At 49.0% G+C, this 18,645-nt stretch carries 12 protein-coding genes; 11 read left to right on the top strand and 1 reads right to left on the bottom strand.

The genetic code is table 11. The annotated features are described in order from the left end of the window. Positions 1-7 precede the first annotated feature (7 nt). Positions 8-1,174, top strand: a complete 1,167-nt coding sequence (locus tag PSE6802_RS0107515) for a cysteine desulfurase family protein (RefSeq protein WP_019499442.1) — start codon at positions 8-10, stop codon at positions 1,172-1,174. Between the two features lie 143 nt (positions 1,175-1,317). Then, entirely contained in the window at positions 1,318-2,415 is a 1,098-nt protein-coding gene (locus tag PSE6802_RS0107510) for a DUF3616 domain-containing protein (protein WP_019499441.1), read from the top strand. A 44-nt stretch (positions 2,416-2,459) separates the two neighbouring features. Here the strand turns inward: PSE6802_RS0107510 and PSE6802_RS0107505 are convergent, their stop codons facing one another. Then, a complete protein-coding gene (locus PSE6802_RS0107505) occupies positions 2,460-5,267 on the bottom strand; it encodes a M16 family metallopeptidase (protein ID WP_019499440.1) in 2,808 nt (935 codons plus the stop codon). Between the two features lie 215 nt (positions 5,268-5,482). Between PSE6802_RS0107505 and PSE6802_RS0107500 the strand changes: the two genes are divergently transcribed. From PSE6802_RS0107500 to PSE6802_RS0107465, 9 genes are all read left to right on the top strand, one after another. Then, positions 5,483-6,289, top strand: coding sequence for an ABC transporter permease (locus PSE6802_RS0107500; RefSeq protein ID WP_019499439.1), 807 nt, complete (start codon positions 5,483-5,485; stop codon positions 6,287-6,289). A gap of 472 nt (positions 6,290-6,761) precedes the next feature. After that, entirely contained in the window at positions 6,762-7,790 is a 1,029-nt protein-coding gene (gene pyrC / locus PSE6802_RS0107495) for a dihydroorotase (protein WP_019499438.1), read from the top strand. Between the two features lie 214 nt (positions 7,791-8,004). Then, positions 8,005-8,127, top strand: coding sequence for a hypothetical protein (locus PSE6802_RS35265; RefSeq protein ID WP_263970322.1), 123 nt, complete (start codon positions 8,005-8,007; stop codon positions 8,125-8,127). 91 nt (positions 8,128-8,218) lie between these two features. Beyond that, complete coding sequence (gene dnaE / locus PSE6802_RS34700) at positions 8,219-12,982, top strand: DNA polymerase III subunit alpha (protein ID WP_019499436.1); 4,764 nt, start codon at positions 8,219-8,221, stop codon at positions 12,980-12,982. 365 nt (positions 12,983-13,347) lie between these two features. Next, positions 13,348-13,623, top strand: coding sequence for a hypothetical protein (locus PSE6802_RS33235; RefSeq protein ID WP_156815453.1), 276 nt, complete (start codon positions 13,348-13,350; stop codon positions 13,621-13,623). A gap of 384 nt (positions 13,624-14,007) precedes the next feature. Beyond that, on the top strand, positions 14,008-15,096 hold the full coding sequence (rseP, locus tag PSE6802_RS0107480; RefSeq protein ID WP_019499435.1) for an RIP metalloprotease RseP: 1,089 nt from the start codon (positions 14,008-14,010) through the stop codon (positions 15,094-15,096). Between the two features lie 6 nt (positions 15,097-15,102). Further along, a complete protein-coding gene (gene rimM / locus PSE6802_RS0107475) occupies positions 15,103-15,639 on the top strand; it encodes a ribosome maturation factor RimM (RefSeq protein ID WP_019499434.1) in 537 nt (178 codons plus the stop codon). A 56-nt stretch (positions 15,640-15,695) separates the two neighbouring features. After that, positions 15,696-16,298, top strand: a complete 603-nt coding sequence (locus PSE6802_RS0107470) for a PAP/fibrillin family protein (protein ID WP_019499433.1) — start codon at positions 15,696-15,698, stop codon at positions 16,296-16,298. Between the two features lie 230 nt (positions 16,299-16,528). Beyond that, positions 16,529-18,601: a hypothetical protein gene (locus tag PSE6802_RS0107465; RefSeq protein ID WP_019499432.1), complete on the top strand. Its 2,073-nt coding sequence runs from the start codon at positions 16,529-16,531 to the stop codon at positions 18,599-18,601. The last annotated feature ends 44 nt before the right edge of the window (positions 18,602-18,645 follow it).

Genomic DNA, 18,645 nt, shown 5'->3' with positions numbered 1-18,645 from the left:
TTCAACCATGCAGCGTCCGATTTATTTAGATTATCAGGCTACAACTCCGTTGGATGAAAGAGTGCTAGAGGCAATGCTGCCTTATTTTCGCACTGCGTTTGGCAATCCTGCCAGTGTCAATCATTTCTACGGTTGGGAAGCGGAGGCGGCGGTTAAAAGCGCGAGGGAGGCGATCGCAACTGCCATGCATGCTTCGCCCGAAGAGATTGTCTTCACCAGTGGGGCGACGGAAGCTAATAATCTGGCCCTTAAGGGAGTAGCGGAAGCCTATTTGCATAAAGGAAGGCATATCATCACCGCGCACACAGAGCACAACGCCGTACTCGATCCCTGTGCTTATCTAGCATCGCTGGGATTTGAGATTACCTACCTCCCCGTGCAACCCGATGGGCTAATCGATCCGCAAGACTTAGAAAGTGCCATCCGTGCCGATACGATCCTGGTTTCCATCATGGCAGCCAATAACGAAATCGGTGTGCTGCAACCGCTAGCTACCATTGGCGACATCTGTCATCGGCATCAAGTACTATTCCATACCGACGCTGCCCAGGCGATCGGTAAAATCCCTCTGGATGTCATGGATATGCATATAGATTTGATGTCGCTCACAGCACATAAGATCTACGGCCCCAAGGGTGTTGGCGCTCTGTACGTGCGGCGGCGCAATCCTAGAGTGCAGCTCGCACCGCAGTTGCATGGAGGCGGACACGAGCGGGGGCTGCGCTCCGGCACGCTCGCTACACCGCAAATCGTTGGTTTCGCGACCGCGATCGCGATCGCCATAGAATCCCAGTCCAGCGAACAAAAACGCATGTTGGATTTACGCCAACGGCTTTGGACGCAGTTGCAACAGGTTGACGGCATTCATCTCAACGGTCACGCTACCCAACGTCTTGCGGGAAATCTCAATATTAGCGTTGAGGGAGTAGATGGAGCTGCCTTGATAATAGGTTTGAACGGGCGAATTGCCGTGTCATCCGGTGCCGCCTGTAGTTCTACTAAGAATTCTCCTTCCCACGTTCTGATGGCATTGGGAAGATCGGAAGAATTAGCCCATGCCTCGATCCGATTTGGCATTGGGCGATTTAATACGACAGAGGAAATCGATCTGGCAGCACAGACTGCGATCGCTACAATTCAATCTCTACGACAAGCAAAAATCCTGAATTCTTAGATTGTAGCCGTATGCAGATCTGTCAGGACAGGGGGAGTGGGGGCTGTGCCCCCACGCAGGGGTGAACCCCTGCACCCCAAAAACAAAACCCGTTCTCAAGTGAAAATCGCTATATAATAGCTGACGAATTCTAGAGTACGGATATGCAAGATATTTCATTACATTTTAACATTTATAACAATCCCAAGGATTCTGATGGCAAGGTTAAAGAGATTCGAGATAGCCTCTCCGCAGTTGCATCAATTGGGAAGAATCTGTTTCTAGCCAGCGATGAGACAACCACAGTCGAGCGGCTCAAACTTGGAGCAGAGGGCAGAACGTTCAGTCAGCATCAACAGTTTCAAATCAATCGGTATGTCAAACTTCCAGACTCTCAGGCGGAAATTGATATCGAAGGCATGGATTATGATGGTAATTATCTTTGGATTGTTGGTTCGCATTCTCTCCAGCGCGATCGCCCTAAAGCCAAGCAAAGTATGGCGGAGAACATCGAGTCATTAACGTATGTATTGCCAAGGCGTAAGATAGCTAATCGCCATTTCCTCGCTCGCATTCCCCTGGTGGAGAGGGACGGTGAATATGAATTAGTCTCCGATGGCGATTTAACGGCGGCGCAATTGGAAATCTCGGGTAGCAGCAACGATCTGATCGAAGCTTTAGGTGCGGATAAACATCTCAAACCATTTCTCAAAATACCTGGCAAGGATAATGGATTTGATATAGAAGGGCTGGCGGTTCGCGATCGCCGCATTTTTCTGGGCTTGCGCGGCCCTGTATTGAGGGGCTGGGCGATTGTCTTAGAACTTGAAGTCAAGGTTAAAGGGAACAAACTGAAGCTCGGTAAAATTGGCTCCCATAAGCGACTCTACAAAAAACACTTCCTGCAACTAAATGGATTGGGTATTCGAGACCTGGCGATCGCCGATCGCGATCTGCTAATTTTAGCGGGGCCAACCATGTCTCTCGATGGTGCAGTTCAACTTTTTCGGTGGCGCAATGCTCTAGACGATACTGAAGCTCCCGAACAGCCTCAAGAGACCCTTATTTGGCAAGCGCCGGATAAGTTATTTCCCATTCAAGACATTCCCTACGGCAAAGGCAGCGATCGCGCCGAGGGCATGACGATTTTCTCTGGAGTTGATGGCAAGCGATCGCTCTTAGTAGTTTACGACGCGCTTGGTGCCTCGCGCAGATGGGGTGATGCCATCGCGAGAGCAGATCTATTCGATCTCGGGGACTAGGACGGGATGTGGAGATGGAACCTCTGGCATCCCGTCCTCAATGCCTACGATTTATCCCCCGGTGTCACCGTCACGATCGCTAAGTTCTCAGGAAAGATCAACTCGCGGGCGGTTTTGTTGACCGCATCTAGGTCGATCTCCTTGACCTTACTGGGGAACTGATAAAAATTGCCAATCTCAAAGCCATAGACTTCATCGCTGAGGATGGCATTGGCGATGTTATCGGGATCGGCTAACTCCACGGGGAAACTGTTGATTAGACTTCTCTTGGCAGCATCTAATTCCGCTTGACTAACGCCTTTTTCGCGCAATTGGCGTAATAGAGCAAGCGTAGCATCGATGGCTTTCTGGTTATCCTTGGCGCTGGTTTGCATCTGAATTACAAACGGCCCCGCCCCTTGTCCGGCTTGGAAAGCGCTGAAGATGCCATAGGTTAAACCAAGGCGATCGCGAATTTCCGTACCTAAGCGACTGGCGAGAGTATCGCCGCCTAATACCTGATTCAACACCAGGGCCTTGTAATAGCGGGGATCGCGTCGGGCGATACCGAGATGTCCCATCATCGCGATCGCTTGGGTCTTGCCAGGTAGAACCACCTGTTCCTGTTGAATGGTGGCAGGTTTTTTGACATCTGGATATTGCAACTGGGGTGCCGTGCCTTTAGCTTGCCAGGTACTTAGCGCTTGCGTCAGGAGTGTTTTAGTTGTGGCAGGATCGAAGTCACCAAATATGGTTAGGGTTGTGGTGTCGGGGCGATAGTGGGTTTTGTAGAAGCTAGCGATTTCTTCGCGCGTAATTGACTGGAGCGTTGCCTCCGTCCGCATGGCATGGAAGGGATGGCCTTGAGGAAAAACCTTTTGCTGGAACTTGCGCCGCGCCAGGCTACCTGGACTGTCCAGTTCCGCCTTTAACGCCACCAGGTTGCGCTGGCGGCTCAGCTCCAATTCGTTGGCTGGGAACGTGGCATTTTGGAGAACATCAGCTAATTGTTCGATTACCACTGGTAAGTCTTTGGATAGTGCCGAACCAGCCACGCTGACGCGCTCGCGGCTGGCAGAAAAGCCCAGAGAAGCGCCGCGATTTTCTAAATTTTTGGCGATCGCCAGGGCATCTTGAGTTTTAGTGCCATTCATCAAGTTTTGCGCCGTGAGATCGGCTAAACCAGCTTTTGCCTCGCTGTCAAAACCAGTTCCAGCCTTAATTTCCCCAACTAAGGCGATCGCAGGACTGCTCTTATCGCTCAAAAGCAACACTCTGAGGCCATTGGCAAGCGTAAAACGCTCTGGCTTTACGGGTTTGGGTGTTGCGGCTTTGGCATCCAGCGCGCTCTTGGGTAGATAACGTGCAACTTCGGCAGGATCGAGGGGTTTGCCAGGAGCAAACATTTCCTTATGGGTAGTGCCTGCTGTCGTATTACCAGCTTGGGCAGTGACTACCGATGGCTCGAAGAAACCTAATACCCGCTTTTCAGGATTAAGATATTGCTTGGCAACCCGCTGCACGTCGGCGGTGGTGACTTTGCTTACCGCGTCGAGGTAGCGATCGCTAAACGCATAATCGTTGGCCACGATCTGGTTGTAGCCTATTTGCTGAGCTAGAGAGCTAATATCGCGATTGCCCAGGATGAAAGTAGCCAATAGCTGTGCTTTGGCTCGCTCTAGCTCTGCAGGCGTGATGCCATTGGTTTGTAGTTTGTTTACTTCCGCCAAAATCAGGCGATCGATCTCCTTGAGTGACTTGCCTTGGGCAGGAGTAGCACTAAATGAGTACCAACCTGGATCGATTAAGGTAACGGAAGAACCGCCTACGCTACTGGCTAAGCCAGTCTGTACGAGGGCTTGATACAGGCGCGAACTTTTACCAGAGGTCAGGACAGAGTCCATCACGTCCAAAACCGGAACATCTGGATGGGTAATCGGGGGCAGAGTCGGATAAACTGACTGCAAAAACGGTACGCTGCCCGGTTCCTTCAGCACGATAGGCTCGCCTTGCTTGTATGGCTTGGCAGGGGGAATGGAGGGGGCAGATATTGGAATTGATGAGGGGGCAGGTGGGGGTGTAATGTTCCCGAAAATGTCTTTAATTTGTTTCAGCACCGCGTTGGTATTAAAATTACCAACCACAACCAGCACGGCATTGTCCGGGCGATAGTGCGTGCGGTAGTAAGCCTGGACTTCTTCAGCGCTAAAGTCTACGACATCAGAGCGATAGCCAATTACTGGCCAACCGTAGGAGCTATTTGGGAAAGCAGCCTGCATGACAACCCGATTGAGGCGAGTACCAGGATTATTGTTGCCGCCATCCAATTCGGATAGCACCACCGTATTCTCGCTCTTTAGTTCCGCAGCTCCCGCGACTGTATTCACCATGCGATCGGCTTCTAGCTCCAGAAGAGCGTTGAGCTTTTCACTGCCGACGGTGCCGAAATATGCGGTCATGTCGTAGCTGGTAAAGGCATTAGAACTGCTACCTAGAGCGCTAAACAGGCGACCGAATTGAATGGGGCGATCCTTTGTGCCCTTGAACAACAGGTGTTCTAATTGATGGGAAATGCCAGTAATACCGGGCTTTTCGTTGCGCGATCCGACTCGATACCAAACCTGCACGCTGACCACTGGTGCCGTATTGATTTCCTTTGTCAAAACCGTTAACCCATTGTCCAGAACGGTTTTGGTTACGCCCCTGGCGAGGGCAACTGGCTGAGTAGTAGATGCAGCGCTAGATTGACTCTGAAGTTGTTGGGTAAGGTCGATCGCTGCGGCATTGTCGGGTCTAAACCAGCCAAACGATATATTGCTGAGAAGGATCGTGGCTAGGGCGATCGCTACTACTCGACTGACAAAAGAAATCATAAATACACCAAAGCTTTTAACAATACAATTCTGAACGCTAAACCTAACAGTCCATTATATGCATCAACTAATTTTTAAGATTGAGTCATAATTCGGGATGAAGAGAGTGACTAAATATATAGGACAATTAGCAGGCTAAATAAATATGGTTACAGATTCTGATGAGGTTGTTCGAGCGTTTAGTAGGTAGGGCTAGGCGATTATTCGCCAGGTTTATGCAATCTCTACCAGCTAGTACATCCACCAAATTAGATCTGTTGGGCACGCTGGTCTGGCGCGACTTATCCGCTAAGTACAAAGGCTCGGTTTTAGGAAATTTTTGGCCGCTATTTAATCAACTCTCACAGTTACTGATCTATACCTACGTGTTTTCGGTGGTACTCCAGGTCAAGCTGAAGCTGGATAGTCTGCCGGAAAATAGCTTAACTTTTGGTCTGTGGCTATTTGCCGGTTTAGTGCCCTGGGTGGCATTTACCACGGGCTTCTCGCAAGCTGCCGTTGCCGTAATTAGCCAACCCAATCTGGTCAAAAAAGTAGTATTTCCCCTGGAACTACTGCCGATCGTACCAGTCCTGTCTGCTTTTATTGAAAGCACAATGGGTCTGGCGGCGCTCATTGTGGCGGTGGGGTTGTCGTCCCAGGTCGTCCAGCCTACATTATGGCTGTTGCCTCTGGTGTGGGTAACGCAATTGCTGTTAACGGCAGGCTTGGGTTATCTGGTGGCAGGCTTAACAGTCTTTTTACGCGATATTCCCCAAACTGTCACCGTAATTATTAACCTATGGTTTTACCTCACCCCCATCGTCTATCCAGAAAGGGTGATTCCAGCCGCCTGGCGACATTGGGTACTGTGGCTGAATCCTATGGCAGCGATCGCCGAGGTCTATCGCGATCTGATTTTGGTAGGACGGGTGCAACATTGGCAGGAGTGGGGCATTGCCACTGTTTTTGCCGCGATCGTGTTCTTAATAAGCTTTAAGTTTTATCAGCGCTTGCGATCGGCTTTTGCCGATGTCTTGTAACAAATTCGGCGATTGTCATAGCAAGGGTTTTAGCCTCAAAATCCGATCGCCAGAGCAGCATTGCAAATGGGTAGTGCTTCAGATCTGCTGCTACTGTTTAGGAAACCCTTGTACCACAGGGTATTTAGATAGGGTGTCCACTTGGCTAAGACAGTCAGCAATATCACAAGCTGCCGTCATGTTTGGAACCAAGTGGCACCTGCCGACAATATGATGGAAGTACGACCCTACCAATAACTCACTAGCTAACGTTGCCCATCACCCGTCGCAGATAACCTTTTTATCATAATCGACTCTCGGCGGTCGGCGTGCATGGGCGCTGCTTGTAGCAGCAATTAACGAGTAGCCAAGTCTTTTACCGATTGTGAACCGACTCGGTTTATAGAGATTGTCATTGGCACCATCCAAGAACATGAAAACACATGGGTTCCACACGTCCTCACCATATCGCTAACTGTTTTATGATTGAAAGATGCAAAAGCTCACAATTACTCGACCCGACGACTGGCACCTTCATCTCCGCGATGGTGAAGCACTGAAAGCAGTTCTACCCCATACGGTGCGTCAGTTTGCCCGTGCCATTATCATGCCGAATTTGAAGCCCCCAGTACGATCGGTCGCTGATGCTGCATCCTACCGCGATCGCATCCTTGCAGCAGTTCCATCTGGTCAGCAGTTTGAGCCACTGATGACGCTTTACCTCACCGACAACACAAGCCCCGAAGAAATTATCGCGGCGAAAGCGTCTCAGTTTGTCAAAGCGGTCAAGTACTACCCAGCCGGAGCAACAACTAATTCAGACCTTGGGGTGACAGACATTCACAAGTGCGATCGCGTCTTTGAAGCGATGCAGCAGGTAGACCTGCCTTTACTCCTGCACGGAGAAGTGACCGATCGCGATGTTGATATGTTCGATCGCGAGAAAGTATTTATCGAGCGAGATTTAATTCCTCTCAAGCAAAGATTTCCCAGCCTGCGCGTAGTCCTTGAACACATTACCACCTCCGATGCAGTACAGTATGTCCTATCTGCAAACAACATCGCTGCAACAATCACACCACAACATTTGTTATTTAATCGCAATAGCCTGTTCCAGGGTGGCATTCGCCCCCATTTTTATTGCTTGCCAATTTTGAAACGAGAGGAGCATCGGTCGGCACTTTTGCAAGCAGCAACCTCCGGCAATCCTAAGTTTTTTCTAGGCACCGATAGCGCCCCCCACTCTCGGAATAGCAAAGAAAGTTCCTGTGGCTGTGCAGGTTGCTATTCAGCTTTGCATGCGATGGAGTTGTATGCAGAAGTGTTTGAGAGTGCCGATGCCCTTGATAAACTTGAAGCGTTCGCCAGTTTCTATGGGCCAGATTTTTATCAGCTTCCACGTAATACGGAGCACATTACTTTGACCAAAACAGCCTGGTGTGTTCCCGATGAACTTCCCTTTATGGAATCTGGACTTGTACCCTTACGGGCAGGTCAAGAAATGACTTGGCAAATGGCTTGACCCCAGCAACAGGGCAAAATGAACTTTTTTAGAGCAGTCCAACTATGTATTAGACTTTATCGGCAATAGAAAGGGCAAAATGCCATCAAAAGCTTATGCAGTAAGCATTTCGCTTAATTTTGGGTCATTCCTGAAAGCCTTGCTACACAAGGCTTTGACTATTTCCGATTAAGTCTATTATACAGAAACTTTCAGGATCGCCGACCCTAGAAATATGCTGGAAACTTTCTTTAGCCTGCACGGCGGAGCCTTTTGCTTGTATGGCGAAACTGTTAGCTTGCGTGGCGAAGCCGATCGCTCTCGATCGCCCAAACACAAGCCCACCTTCACGGTTTAGTACACTAGGATCGATCCATGCGCTATTGTATACCTGAGCGCTGACGGTCATGGTTAATCTCAGCCCAGTCCTGCCGTAAAGAAGGTCTATTATGTCTAATTTTGTCGGTCTGCACGTTCATAGCGAATATAGTTTACTTGATGGTGCTAGTCAGCTACCCAACCTGATCGACCAGGCAGCAGAATTGGGCATGGAGGCGATCGCCCTGACGGATCATGGCGTAATGTACGGTGCGATCGAGCTAATTAAGACCTGTCGCGGCAAGGGTATCAAGCCGATTGTGGGCAACGAGATGTACATCATCAATGGCGATATTACCAAGCAGGAAAAGAAGCGGAAATATCACCAGATTGTCCTGGCAAAAAACACGCAGGGCTACAAAAATCTCGTCAAACTCACGACTATTTCCCACCTCCAGGGTTACCAGGGCAAGGGAATATTTGCCCGCCCCTGCATCAGTAAAGATTATTTAGAAAAATATAAAGAAGGTCTGATCGTCACCTCAGGTTGCTTAGCGGGTGAAGTACCGCAGGCAATTTTGCAAGGACATCCTGAAATCGCTCGCGAAGTTGCCGCCTGGTATAAAGAGGTATTTGGCGGTGACTATTACCTGGAAATTCAAGATCACGGCTACCCTGAAGACCGCACCGTCAACGTAGAGATTGTCAAAATTGCTAGGGAATTAGACATCAAAATCGTCGCGACTAACGATTCGCATTTTGTCTCCTGTCATGACGTTGAAGCTCACGATGCATTGCTTTGCATTCAAACTGGCAAACTAATTACAGAAGTCAATCGCCTGCACTACAGCGGTACGGAATATCTCAAATCCGCCGACGAAATGAAATTGATGTTTCGCGATCACCTCCCCGATGATGTTATTGCGGAAGCAATTAGCAATACCGTAGAAGTCGCGGCAAAAGTAAAAAGCTACGACATCATGAGCGATCCGCGAGCGGCGGAATATCCAGTTCCCCAGGGGCACACTGCCGATACCTATCTGGAGGCAGTAACCTGGCAGGGACTGATGGAGAGATTCCAAACCGAGCGTCGCAGCGATATACCCGACAATTATCAACAACGCATCCACTATGAGTTGCAGATCATGCAACAAATGGGCTTCTCCACCTACTTTCTAGTCGTGTGGGACTACATTAAATACGCGCGCGATCGCGGTATCCCGGTTGGCCCTGGCAGAGGATGCGTTTTGCCGGATACAAATGTACTGCTGTCTAGCGGCAAGGAAATCCCAATTCATGAGGTTCAGATTGGGCAAGAGGTCGTAACTCATGCAGGGAATCTCTTGCCTGTAGAGGACAAGCTGGTATATGACTGTGATGAGGAGATTATCAAAATTAAAGTTGCCAGTGAAGAGTTGTGCCTGACTCAAGATCACAAGATCTGGGCAGTTAGATCGGCAGACTGCGCGGTGAACTCAGCTAAAACAGCAAATGTTTGCAAACCGACCTGCACGCGCTATTGCTCCGTCAAACCCTGCGATTACTACCAACTACAGTGGATAGCAGCAGGAGAATTAAGCAAAGATGATTTTGTTGCATTTCCGAGAATTCCATCTGAGGAAGTGGAAATAGTTTTTGATGTTGTTGAGTATGTAGCTGCAAGAGAACATTTAAGGTATGACAAAGAATTTATTTGGTATGAAATTGGCTCGAATCAGCTAGCAACGAAAAGGATTCCCAGGTATATCTCATATGACGAGGATCTAGCTCGATTACTTGGCTACTATATTGCTGAAGGATGGTCAAGATTAGGTGAGAGAGAATGTACGGTCGGATTTGGGTTTTCCAGTAAGGAAACTACCTATGCCAATGAGGTTCAGCAACTGCTCAAAAATATTTTTGGACTAGATGCTAACATAGTTCCGCATCATGCCAAGCAATCAATCCAGGTTCTTACATACTCCCGTACTGTCGGTGAGTTCCTTTCAAGTTTGTGTGGCATCGGAGCCAATCACAAATCAATCCCTACGGCGGTCGTGCTCAAAGGTAAATCAGAACTGATTAAGATTTTGATCGCCTATATGTTCAGGGGTGATGGACATAATGGGTCTAAAGAGAAAACTACAGCAATTAAGTATACGACTACATCTTCGGCATTAGCGATGCAACTGCGATCGCTATTAGCTAGGTTTGGTTACTGGGTCTCTATTATCAAAAGCAAAAGAGGCAAACAGCAAGACAACTGGGCTATAGAATATTCGGTCAAACTAGCAGGGAGTCAACTACTTAACTGGAATAGTGACTTTTGGGATTTTCCCATTGGGGTTAAGGAGCAGAAATTTTTCAGGAATGATAGCTTTTATGTGGACGATCGCTACATTTACCTCAAAATCAGATCGGCTGAGAAATTCCACTACAAAGGCAAGGTTTACGATATTACCGTTCCTGGTGATACTTCCTACGTTGCTAACTCTATTGCCATTCATAATTCTGCTGCTGGCAGTTTAGTTGCTTACGCCTTGGGTATTACCAATATCGATCCCATTCACCACGGCCTGCTATTCGAGCGCTTCCTCAATCCCGAACGCAAATCCATGCCTGATATCGATACCGATTTCTGTATCGATCATCGCAACGAGTTGATCGAGTACGTCACGCAGCGGTACGGCGACGATCGCGTGGCTCAAATCGTCACGTTTAATCGCCTCACCTCTAAAGCAGTACTCAAGGATGTGGGTAGAGTGCTGGATATCTCCTATGGCGAAGCGGACAAAATGGCGAAGATGATCCCCGTGTTTAGGGGCAAGCCAGCTAAGCTCAAGACCATGATTTCAGACGAGACTCCAGCCCCGGAGTTTAAGGAGCGCTATGAAAAAGATCCGAAGGTATTTCAATGGCTGGATATGGCAATGCGGATTGAAGGCGTGAACAAGAGTTCTGGCGTACATGCTGCGGGTGTGGTGATTTCACCCATGCCCCTAGATGAAGTTGTGCCGCTCCAGAGAAGTAATGATGGTGCCGTAGTGACGCAATATCCGATGGAGGATCTAGAGTCCTTAGGGTTGCTGAAAATGGACTTTTTGGGACTGCGGAACTTGACCACAATTCAACATACGGTCGATCTGATCGAGAAGGGCAAGAATATAGCTTTTGATATCAATGCGATCGCGCCAGATGCATCCACCCACGAAAACGAAAAGACATATCAGTTGCTGGCTAGAGGCGAATTGGAAGGTATATTCCAACTCGAATCATCGGGCATGAAGCAAATCGTGCGGGATCTCAAACCATCAAATATCGATGATATTTCATCAATATTAGCGCTCTATCGACCTGGACCATTGGATGCGGGACTGATTCCGAAATTCATCAACCGCAAGCACGGTCGCGAAGCAATGGATTACGCTCATCCCGATCTGGAGCCGATTCTACAAGAAACATATTCGATTCTGGTATTCCAAGAGCAAATTATGAAGATTGCTCAAGATCTGGCAGGATACACATTGGGAGAAGCCGATTTACTCCGAAGAGCAATGGGAAAGAAGAAACCCGCAGAAATGGAGAAGCAAAGAGAGAAGTTCCTCGATGGTGCGGCTAAGAACGGCATTAAGTCCAAGATTGCTACCGATCTCTTCGATCAGATGGTGCTATTTGCGGAATATTGTTTTAACAAATCCCATAGCGTTGCCTATGGCTATGTCACGTATCAAACTGCCTATTTAAAAGCCAACTACCCCGTTGAATACATGGCAGCGTTGCTGTCGTCTGTAAGTGGCGACCAGGCTAAAGTGCAACGATATATTGCCAGTTGCAACAGCATGAATATCGATATTCTGCCACCGGACGTAAACACCTCCGGTGTGGACTTTACGCCCCGCGATCGTCAGATCGTCTTCGGTTTAGCAGCAATTAAGAATCTCGGTGGCGGTGCGATTGATTCTATCCTAGAAGCACGACAAAAGGGAGGCAAGTTCAAGTCTTTAGCCGATCTATGCAGTCGTGTCGATTCGCGGGCGTTGAACAAAAAGGCATTGGAAGCGCTGATTCAAACTGGTGCCCTGGACTCCATCCAACCCAATCGCCATCAACTGATGAGCGATCTGGAAATCACGCTGGAGTGGGCATCGCGCAAAGCGAAGGAACAGGCATCCGGTCAAGTCAGTTTGTTCGATCTCCTGACAGGAGATACAAGCGAGAGCGCCTATGACGACACCCCCAGTGGCCCCAAGGTGCAGGACTATCCTCCCCAAGAAAAGCTGCGCATGGAAAAGGAATTACTGGGATTCTATATTTCCGATCATCCCCTTAAGGTTGTAGGCAAATCTGCGAAGTTGATGGCTCCCATTAACTTGAGCGACCTGGCTGACAGTCCTGAGAATACTACCCTGACGGCAATTGTTCTGATTCTAGATATCAAGGATATTACTACTAAAAAGGGCGATCGCATGGCGGTTCTGCAAATCGAAGATCTCACGGGTAGCTCGGAAGCGGTAGTGTTTCCTAAGATCTACGAAAAGGTGCGATCGCATCTTCAAAAAGACAATCGCCTGATGGTGTGGGGCAAAGCCGATCGCCGCGACGATCGCGTCCAGTTAGTGATTGATGATATGCAACCAATTGAATCAGTGCGTATGGTGCGTGTGGAGCTGGATCGCGAGCAAGCAATGGATATCCAGAAGCTGCACCAACTGCGGGAAATCCTGAGAGCGCAAACTGGTGAGAAAGAAGGGGCGAAAGTTCCAGTTATCGCCTCGATCGCATATCATTCCCAAATGGTGCGCCTTGGCAATCAGCATTGGGTCAGCGATGACAAAGCCACAGTAAAAGCTTTGACAAAAGCTGGATTTACTGCATTTCCCGATGCCCTGGCTAATGAAGCAGTAAATCCTCTCTGACCTGGGTTTCTTGTGGTGATATTTGACACTAATAGAGCATTTCTCCACATATACTATAGAGGTTTTCACTTGAGAACGGGTTTTGTTGACGGGGTGAAGGGGGGCTACCCCTTTTTGGGAGCAACACCCCCAAACCCCTTGCTCTTTCCGATCTGAAAACCGCTATATGAGATCGCGATCGCATACTAAGTGAGATCCGCGTCACATTCGTTATTAGACAAAGACAGTATAAAGATTAGAGTAGCAAGATTTACTTCTCTAAATCTTACCATTCTCTATCGTACATCCCTAGTGCAAGCAACTTGGCTGCGCAGTCAGGGCCTGCAAGTTTTGCACCAGGTTATTTATTATGGAAACCCCATGCCATGAAATTCAAATATTTAGCTTCAATTGCACTGATGGCCTTGCTTGCCAGTTGTACGCCATCAGCTCCCAATAACACAAGTAACCGTTCTACTAACCGGCCAACTAGCAGTTCTCCTACTCCTGCTAGAGCTACTCAGTCAGAAGCCAATATCTTTGGCTCTAATTTGGCTGTGGAGAATATGGGAAATAGGATAACACCTTTCTTAGCATCGATCCCTAAACCCGAACCTGCACCGGAAATGATGATGCAACCGAGAATGTCAAGAAGAGTTTGAATTCGCTATACCATCATAGCGACTGCGACCGCAGCCGCCCCACCTAAAAGGAGATCGCGTCTTTTTGGCATAACCTAAACTTTGTCAGCTAACTTGACTGATAGAGGGACAAATTTGGCTTGAACTGGCAAAATTTTGTTGATATCTATTATTTAGATTCAACTATCTGGGATTTGTACGTTTAGATACAAGTTGGAGCGCTTTTTAACCCCAGATTAGTCGCTGCGATCGCCCAATATTTCGCACCCACTCACCATCAGCGATCGAGATCGCTAATTGGAGTAAAGATTCATGCATAGCGGCGGCAACCAAATCCTAAATGTGACTAAGTGTTATGATTTACATAATTCTTAAACAAATATTTATTTATTCCTAAATAGCCGTATGTCCGTTTTACTAGCAATTTCTGTTTTGGCTCTGCTGGTTGTAGTTCACGAACTAGGACACTTCATGGCAGCGAGGCTGCAAGGCATTCACGTCAATCGGTTCTCGATTGGCTTCGGTCCTATCCTCTGGAAATATCAGGGAGCGCAAACTGAATATGCGGTGCGGGCTATTCCCCTCGGGGGTTATGTCGGGTTCCCCGACGATGACGAGGAAAGCACTATCCCCCCCAACGACCCCAACCTGTTGCGCAATCGCCCGATCGCCGATCGGGCGATCGTAATTAGTGCTGGGGTAATTGCTAACTTTGTCTTTGCCTACCTGGTGCTGTTGGTGATGACGATCGCGGTGGGCGTTGGTACCGTCGATGTACCTGGCGTGCGGGTTGACAGCCTGATTGCTAACGACTCGCCTGCTGCTGTAGCTGGTCTAAGACCTGGGGACATCGTGCGATCGGCGAATGGCACTTCCTTTGGTACCAGCCTTACTACCCTCGAAGAATTTCAAGCCATAATTGCTAAGAATGCTAACCAATCGATCGATCTAGCAGTCCAGCGTAATGACGAAATGCTAAACCTTACGGTTGTCCCTAGCGGTGAAGTCGGGCACGGACGCATTGGCATCAGGTTAGACTTTACTGACAAGCCGCACCGCCGCCCCATTCGCAATGTTGGCGAAGCCTTAACCAGTGCGGCAAAAAGTTTTGAGAGGCTCACGGTCATGACCGTTCAGGGGCTCAAGCAGCTAGTTACCAACTTCCAAGAAACTGCGGCTCAGGTATCGGGGCCGATCGCGATCGTGGCGATGGGTTCCGAACTGGCAAAATCCGATGCCTCCAGCCTGTTTGACTACACCGCCATTATCAGTATCAACCTGGCAATTATCAACATCCTGCCCCTTCCCGCCCTGGATGGCGGTCAGTTAATTTTCCTAATTCTTGAAGCTTTGCGTGGCGGTAAACCTCTCCCATCAGCCTTGCAAGAAAACGTCATGCAAGGTGGATTGTTCCTGCTACTTGGACTGGGTATATTTATGATCTTCCGCGATTCATTTAACCTAATCCAGCAATCGGGACTCAGTCCATTTTAGATAGTTATGCAAGACGATTGGATTGTAATTGGCAAGGTGGTCGCTGCGCATGGGATTAAAGGTGAGGTGCGGGTAATTTCCTATTCTGATTTTCCCGAACGATTTGAGGTGCCTGGGAAGCGATGGCTGAGTGCCTCGGATCGCGATGCGCCCCAACCTGTAGAAATGCTCTCTGGTCGGTGTTTACCTGGTAAAACCAATGTTTACGTTCTGCGTTTGGAGGGAATAGGCGATCGCACCGCCGCCGATGCTTTGCGTAACTGTTCGATCGTCGTGCCGCAGAGCGATCGCCCCCATCTGGAACCAGACGAGTACTATGTCAACGACTTAATTGGTTGCCGTGTATTCCATCAACTCACAGGAAAATATTTGGGTGAGGTGAGCGACGTAATTCCCGCTGGCAACGATCTGCTCGAAGTCAAAAAAGAGGGTAAGACGGCGCTAATACCATTTGTCGAGGCGATCGCCCCGTTTGTCGATCTCGCGCAAAAACGGATCGAAGTTGTGCCGCCATCTGGTTTAGTGGATGAGTTGCTGGTTTGACCGCGATCTACTGCAACTGGACGGCTATGATAGAGAGAATCTCCTACCCATAGATTATGAACTATAAGGAAATGCTGTTTGAGGCGATCGCGCCCGTAAATCGCGGTCTAAAAATGACAGACGTGCAGAAACAAGCCATTTTTGCCGCAATTGCCTATATGGAAGCAAGCAATCCTACGCCAACGCCCACCGAGGCGGGAGAATTACTAACGGGCAACTGGCGCTTGCTATTTACCACCAGCCAGGAATTATTGGGATTCGAGCGCTTCCCAGGCATCAAACTCGGTCAGATCTATCAGTGCATTCGCGCCAACGAGGGCAAAGTTTACAATGTGGCAGAGATTTTAGGATTGCCTTTACTAGAGGGATTTGTGAGTGTTTGCGCCAGCTTTACCGTTGTTTCCGCGCAGCGCGTTAACGTTAAATTCGAGCGAGCGGTAGTAGGACTGCAACGCCTGATTGGTTACACTAATGTGGATGAATTCGTGCAGTTACTGCAATCGGGGCGGAAACTTAGAGCGATTGATTTTGGGATTAAAGAACGCGATCGCCAGGGCTGGCTAGAAACCACCTATCTAGATACCGATCTGCGTATTAGCAGAGGCAACGAAGGCAGCGTATTTGTCTTGAGGAAAGATAGAACTTTTTCTGTCCGATAAAACAAAGCGATCGTTGGCATAAAAGCTATAGCGGTTTTCAGATCGGAAAGAGTAGGGGGTTTGGGGGCGTTGCCCCCAAGAAGGGGAGGCAGGGCGGTCTTGGGGGTTCCCCGCTAGAGCCACTGCCGTGTGGAACCCCTTCACCCCAAAAATAAAACTCGTTCTCAATTGAAAAGCGCTATAACTGCTAAAAGCTAATTGCTATCACCATCAAATAGGTATCTACTGAGATGTCACTAATATGGATTCAAGGGAGCGGTCGTAGTGGTAAAAGCCAGAGAGCTTGCGAACAGTTCTGTACGTGGGTAGAAACGGAAATATCGCAGCAAAGCGACCCTCAAGCTGGATCGCAAACCGTACTGGTGCTATCCGTTGATGCCGAGCAGCGCCGTTTATTTAGCGATCGCCTCAGTCATGCCACCCACGGACAATATCCGGTTACCGCTACCACTCCCATCGGTTTCTTCCGCGATCAGGTGCTGCTGTTCTTTCCGCTCCTGGTGCGAACGCTCCGCCTGAAGGCGCAATTCCCCATTCTCTTGCGAGTTGAGAACGAACAGGAATTGGCAATGAATCTGTGGGCAGAAGACCTGGAGGAGGGGCGGTTGCGCATGGAAGGAGTCAGCCGCGATCGCCTCGTGCGTCGCCTGCTCGATCTGTATTTGCTAGCAGCTAATAGTGGTAAAGCGATCGATGAGATTCCAGCAATTTTACAACAGGGTTTGGAAAGCGATGGGAATCAAAGTACTAAAAATACCTACGCATATTTTGGCACGGCACTAACAGCCTGGCAGCAGTTCTGCTGGCAGCACGGGTTGCTCACCTACGGCGTAATTACAGAATTATTTGGACGCTATCTTCTCCCCAATCCCCAATATCAAGCCAAGTTATGCCAGCGGTTTCGCTATATCATTGCTGATGATGTCGATGAATATCCAGCGATCGTGCGACAGGCTTGCGAAGTCCTGATCGCTGCCGGAGCCAGTGCCGTATTTACATTCAACCCACAGGGGGGGATTCGGCAAGGCTTAGGGGCAGACCCAGACTATTGGAGCGATCTTGCGGCTCAGTGCGACATCGTTAATTTATCGCCTACCCAGGATAGTTTGGGCGATCGCATTGGTGCTGTCGTCCTGGACTCGTCTGTGAATCCGATCGGTAGCACGTACTTCGCCCACGAGCCATTGCAAGGTCTGGTCAGTATCGAAACGATTTCGCGAGCTAAGCTGTTCCGCAGCGTTGCAGACGCGATCGCGGCGGCGATTACAACTGGACAAATTCAGGCCAAGGAAATCGCGATTATTGCCCCAGGTTTAGACAATATCGCCAGTTACGCGATCGTAGAGATTCTCACTAAAAAAGGGATAGATATCTTACCATTAAACGACCAACATCCCCTATCGGGTTCTGCACTGGTGCGATCGCTCCTCACGTTGATGCCTCTGATCTATCCCAAATTAGGACATCAGATAGATCGCGATCGCGTCGCTGAGATGCTGGTATCGCTCGATCCTAGAATCGATCCAGTTAGGGCTGGTATCTTAGCAGATCGGTGCTTCCAGCCCCATCCCGATCGACCTCAGTTACTTCCGAGCGATACCTACAGCGAGTGGCATCGCCTTGGCTATGAAGTCAGCCACGCTTACGAACAACTGCGTCAGTGGATCGAGCAACAAACAGCTAGCCTTGCGCCATTGTTATTTCTGGATCGGGCAATTCAGAAATTTTTTGTACCTAGAAATCTCAGTTACGACCGCATCGCCAACCTCCAGGCATTAATTGAAACCGCACAACATTATTGGGAGATCGGCTACCGTTTGGGCTGGCAGGATGGGCAAATTATCGAGCAATTTATTAAGCTGATTCGTCAGGGTACGGTCACGGCCAATCCCTACGCACCGCGCACCCAATCGGATAGCGTAACCCTGGCAACCATCTACCAGTATCGAATGGCAAGATTGCAACACCGCTGGCAATTCTGGTTGGATGCCAGTTCGCCATTATGGAAACAGGGAGGGGCTGCCGATCTATTTGCCGCACCGCTATTTCTACACGGTTGGCACGGTGAACCCTGGTCAATTCAGGATGAAAATGATGCCGATCGATGGCGGTTAGAGCGCTTGCTGCGAGACTTACTAGATCGCGCCACCGAAAGGGTTTACCTCTGCTATAGCGAACTGAGCACTAACGGTCAACTTCAGACAGGGCCTTTACTCTCACTTGCGGATATCTCAACTACACTGGCCGATACCAACATTATCGACTATGAAGTTGGCAGTGCCTTGCGATCGCATCAAAACTAACGACCTCATGCATGTTTTTTAAAACTATAGAGCCTATCCGCTTT

Source organism: Pseudanabaena sp. PCC 6802 (genome assembly GCF_000332175.1).
In the GTDB taxonomy this organism is placed as follows: Bacteria; Cyanobacteriota; Cyanobacteriia; order Pseudanabaenales; family Pseudanabaenaceae; genus PCC-6802.
Note: the sequence above shows the minus strand (reverse complement) of the source record. Positions and strands in the feature narration are given on the sequence as shown.

Coding starts and splice junctions, on each gene's coding strand:
- PSE6802_RS0107515 (WP_019499442.1), top strand. CDS start 8: ATGCAGCGTCCGATTTATTTAGATTATCAGGCTACAACTCCGTTGGAT.
- PSE6802_RS0107510 (WP_019499441.1), top strand. CDS start 1,318: ATGCAAGATATTTCATTACATTTTAACATTTATAACAATCCCAAGGAT.
- PSE6802_RS0107505 (WP_019499440.1), bottom strand. CDS start 5,267: ATGATTTCTTTTGTCAGTCGAGTAGTAGCGATCGCCCTAGCCACGATC.
- PSE6802_RS0107500 (WP_019499439.1), top strand. CDS start 5,483: ATGCAATCTCTACCAGCTAGTACATCCACCAAATTAGATCTGTTGGGC.
- pyrC (WP_019499438.1), top strand. CDS start 6,762: ATGCAAAAGCTCACAATTACTCGACCCGACGACTGGCACCTTCATCTC.
- PSE6802_RS35265 (WP_263970322.1), top strand. CDS start 8,005: ATGCTGGAAACTTTCTTTAGCCTGCACGGCGGAGCCTTTTGCTTGTAT.
- dnaE (WP_019499436.1), top strand. CDS start 8,219: ATGTCTAATTTTGTCGGTCTGCACGTTCATAGCGAATATAGTTTACTT.
- PSE6802_RS33235 (WP_156815453.1), top strand. CDS start 13,348: ATGAAATTCAAATATTTAGCTTCAATTGCACTGATGGCCTTGCTTGCC.
- rseP (WP_019499435.1), top strand. CDS start 14,008: ATGTCCGTTTTACTAGCAATTTCTGTTTTGGCTCTGCTGGTTGTAGTT.
- rimM (WP_019499434.1), top strand. CDS start 15,103: ATGCAAGACGATTGGATTGTAATTGGCAAGGTGGTCGCTGCGCATGGG.
- PSE6802_RS0107470 (WP_019499433.1), top strand. CDS start 15,696: ATGAACTATAAGGAAATGCTGTTTGAGGCGATCGCGCCCGTAAATCGC.
- PSE6802_RS0107465 (WP_019499432.1), top strand. CDS start 16,529: ATGTCACTAATATGGATTCAAGGGAGCGGTCGTAGTGGTAAAAGCCAG.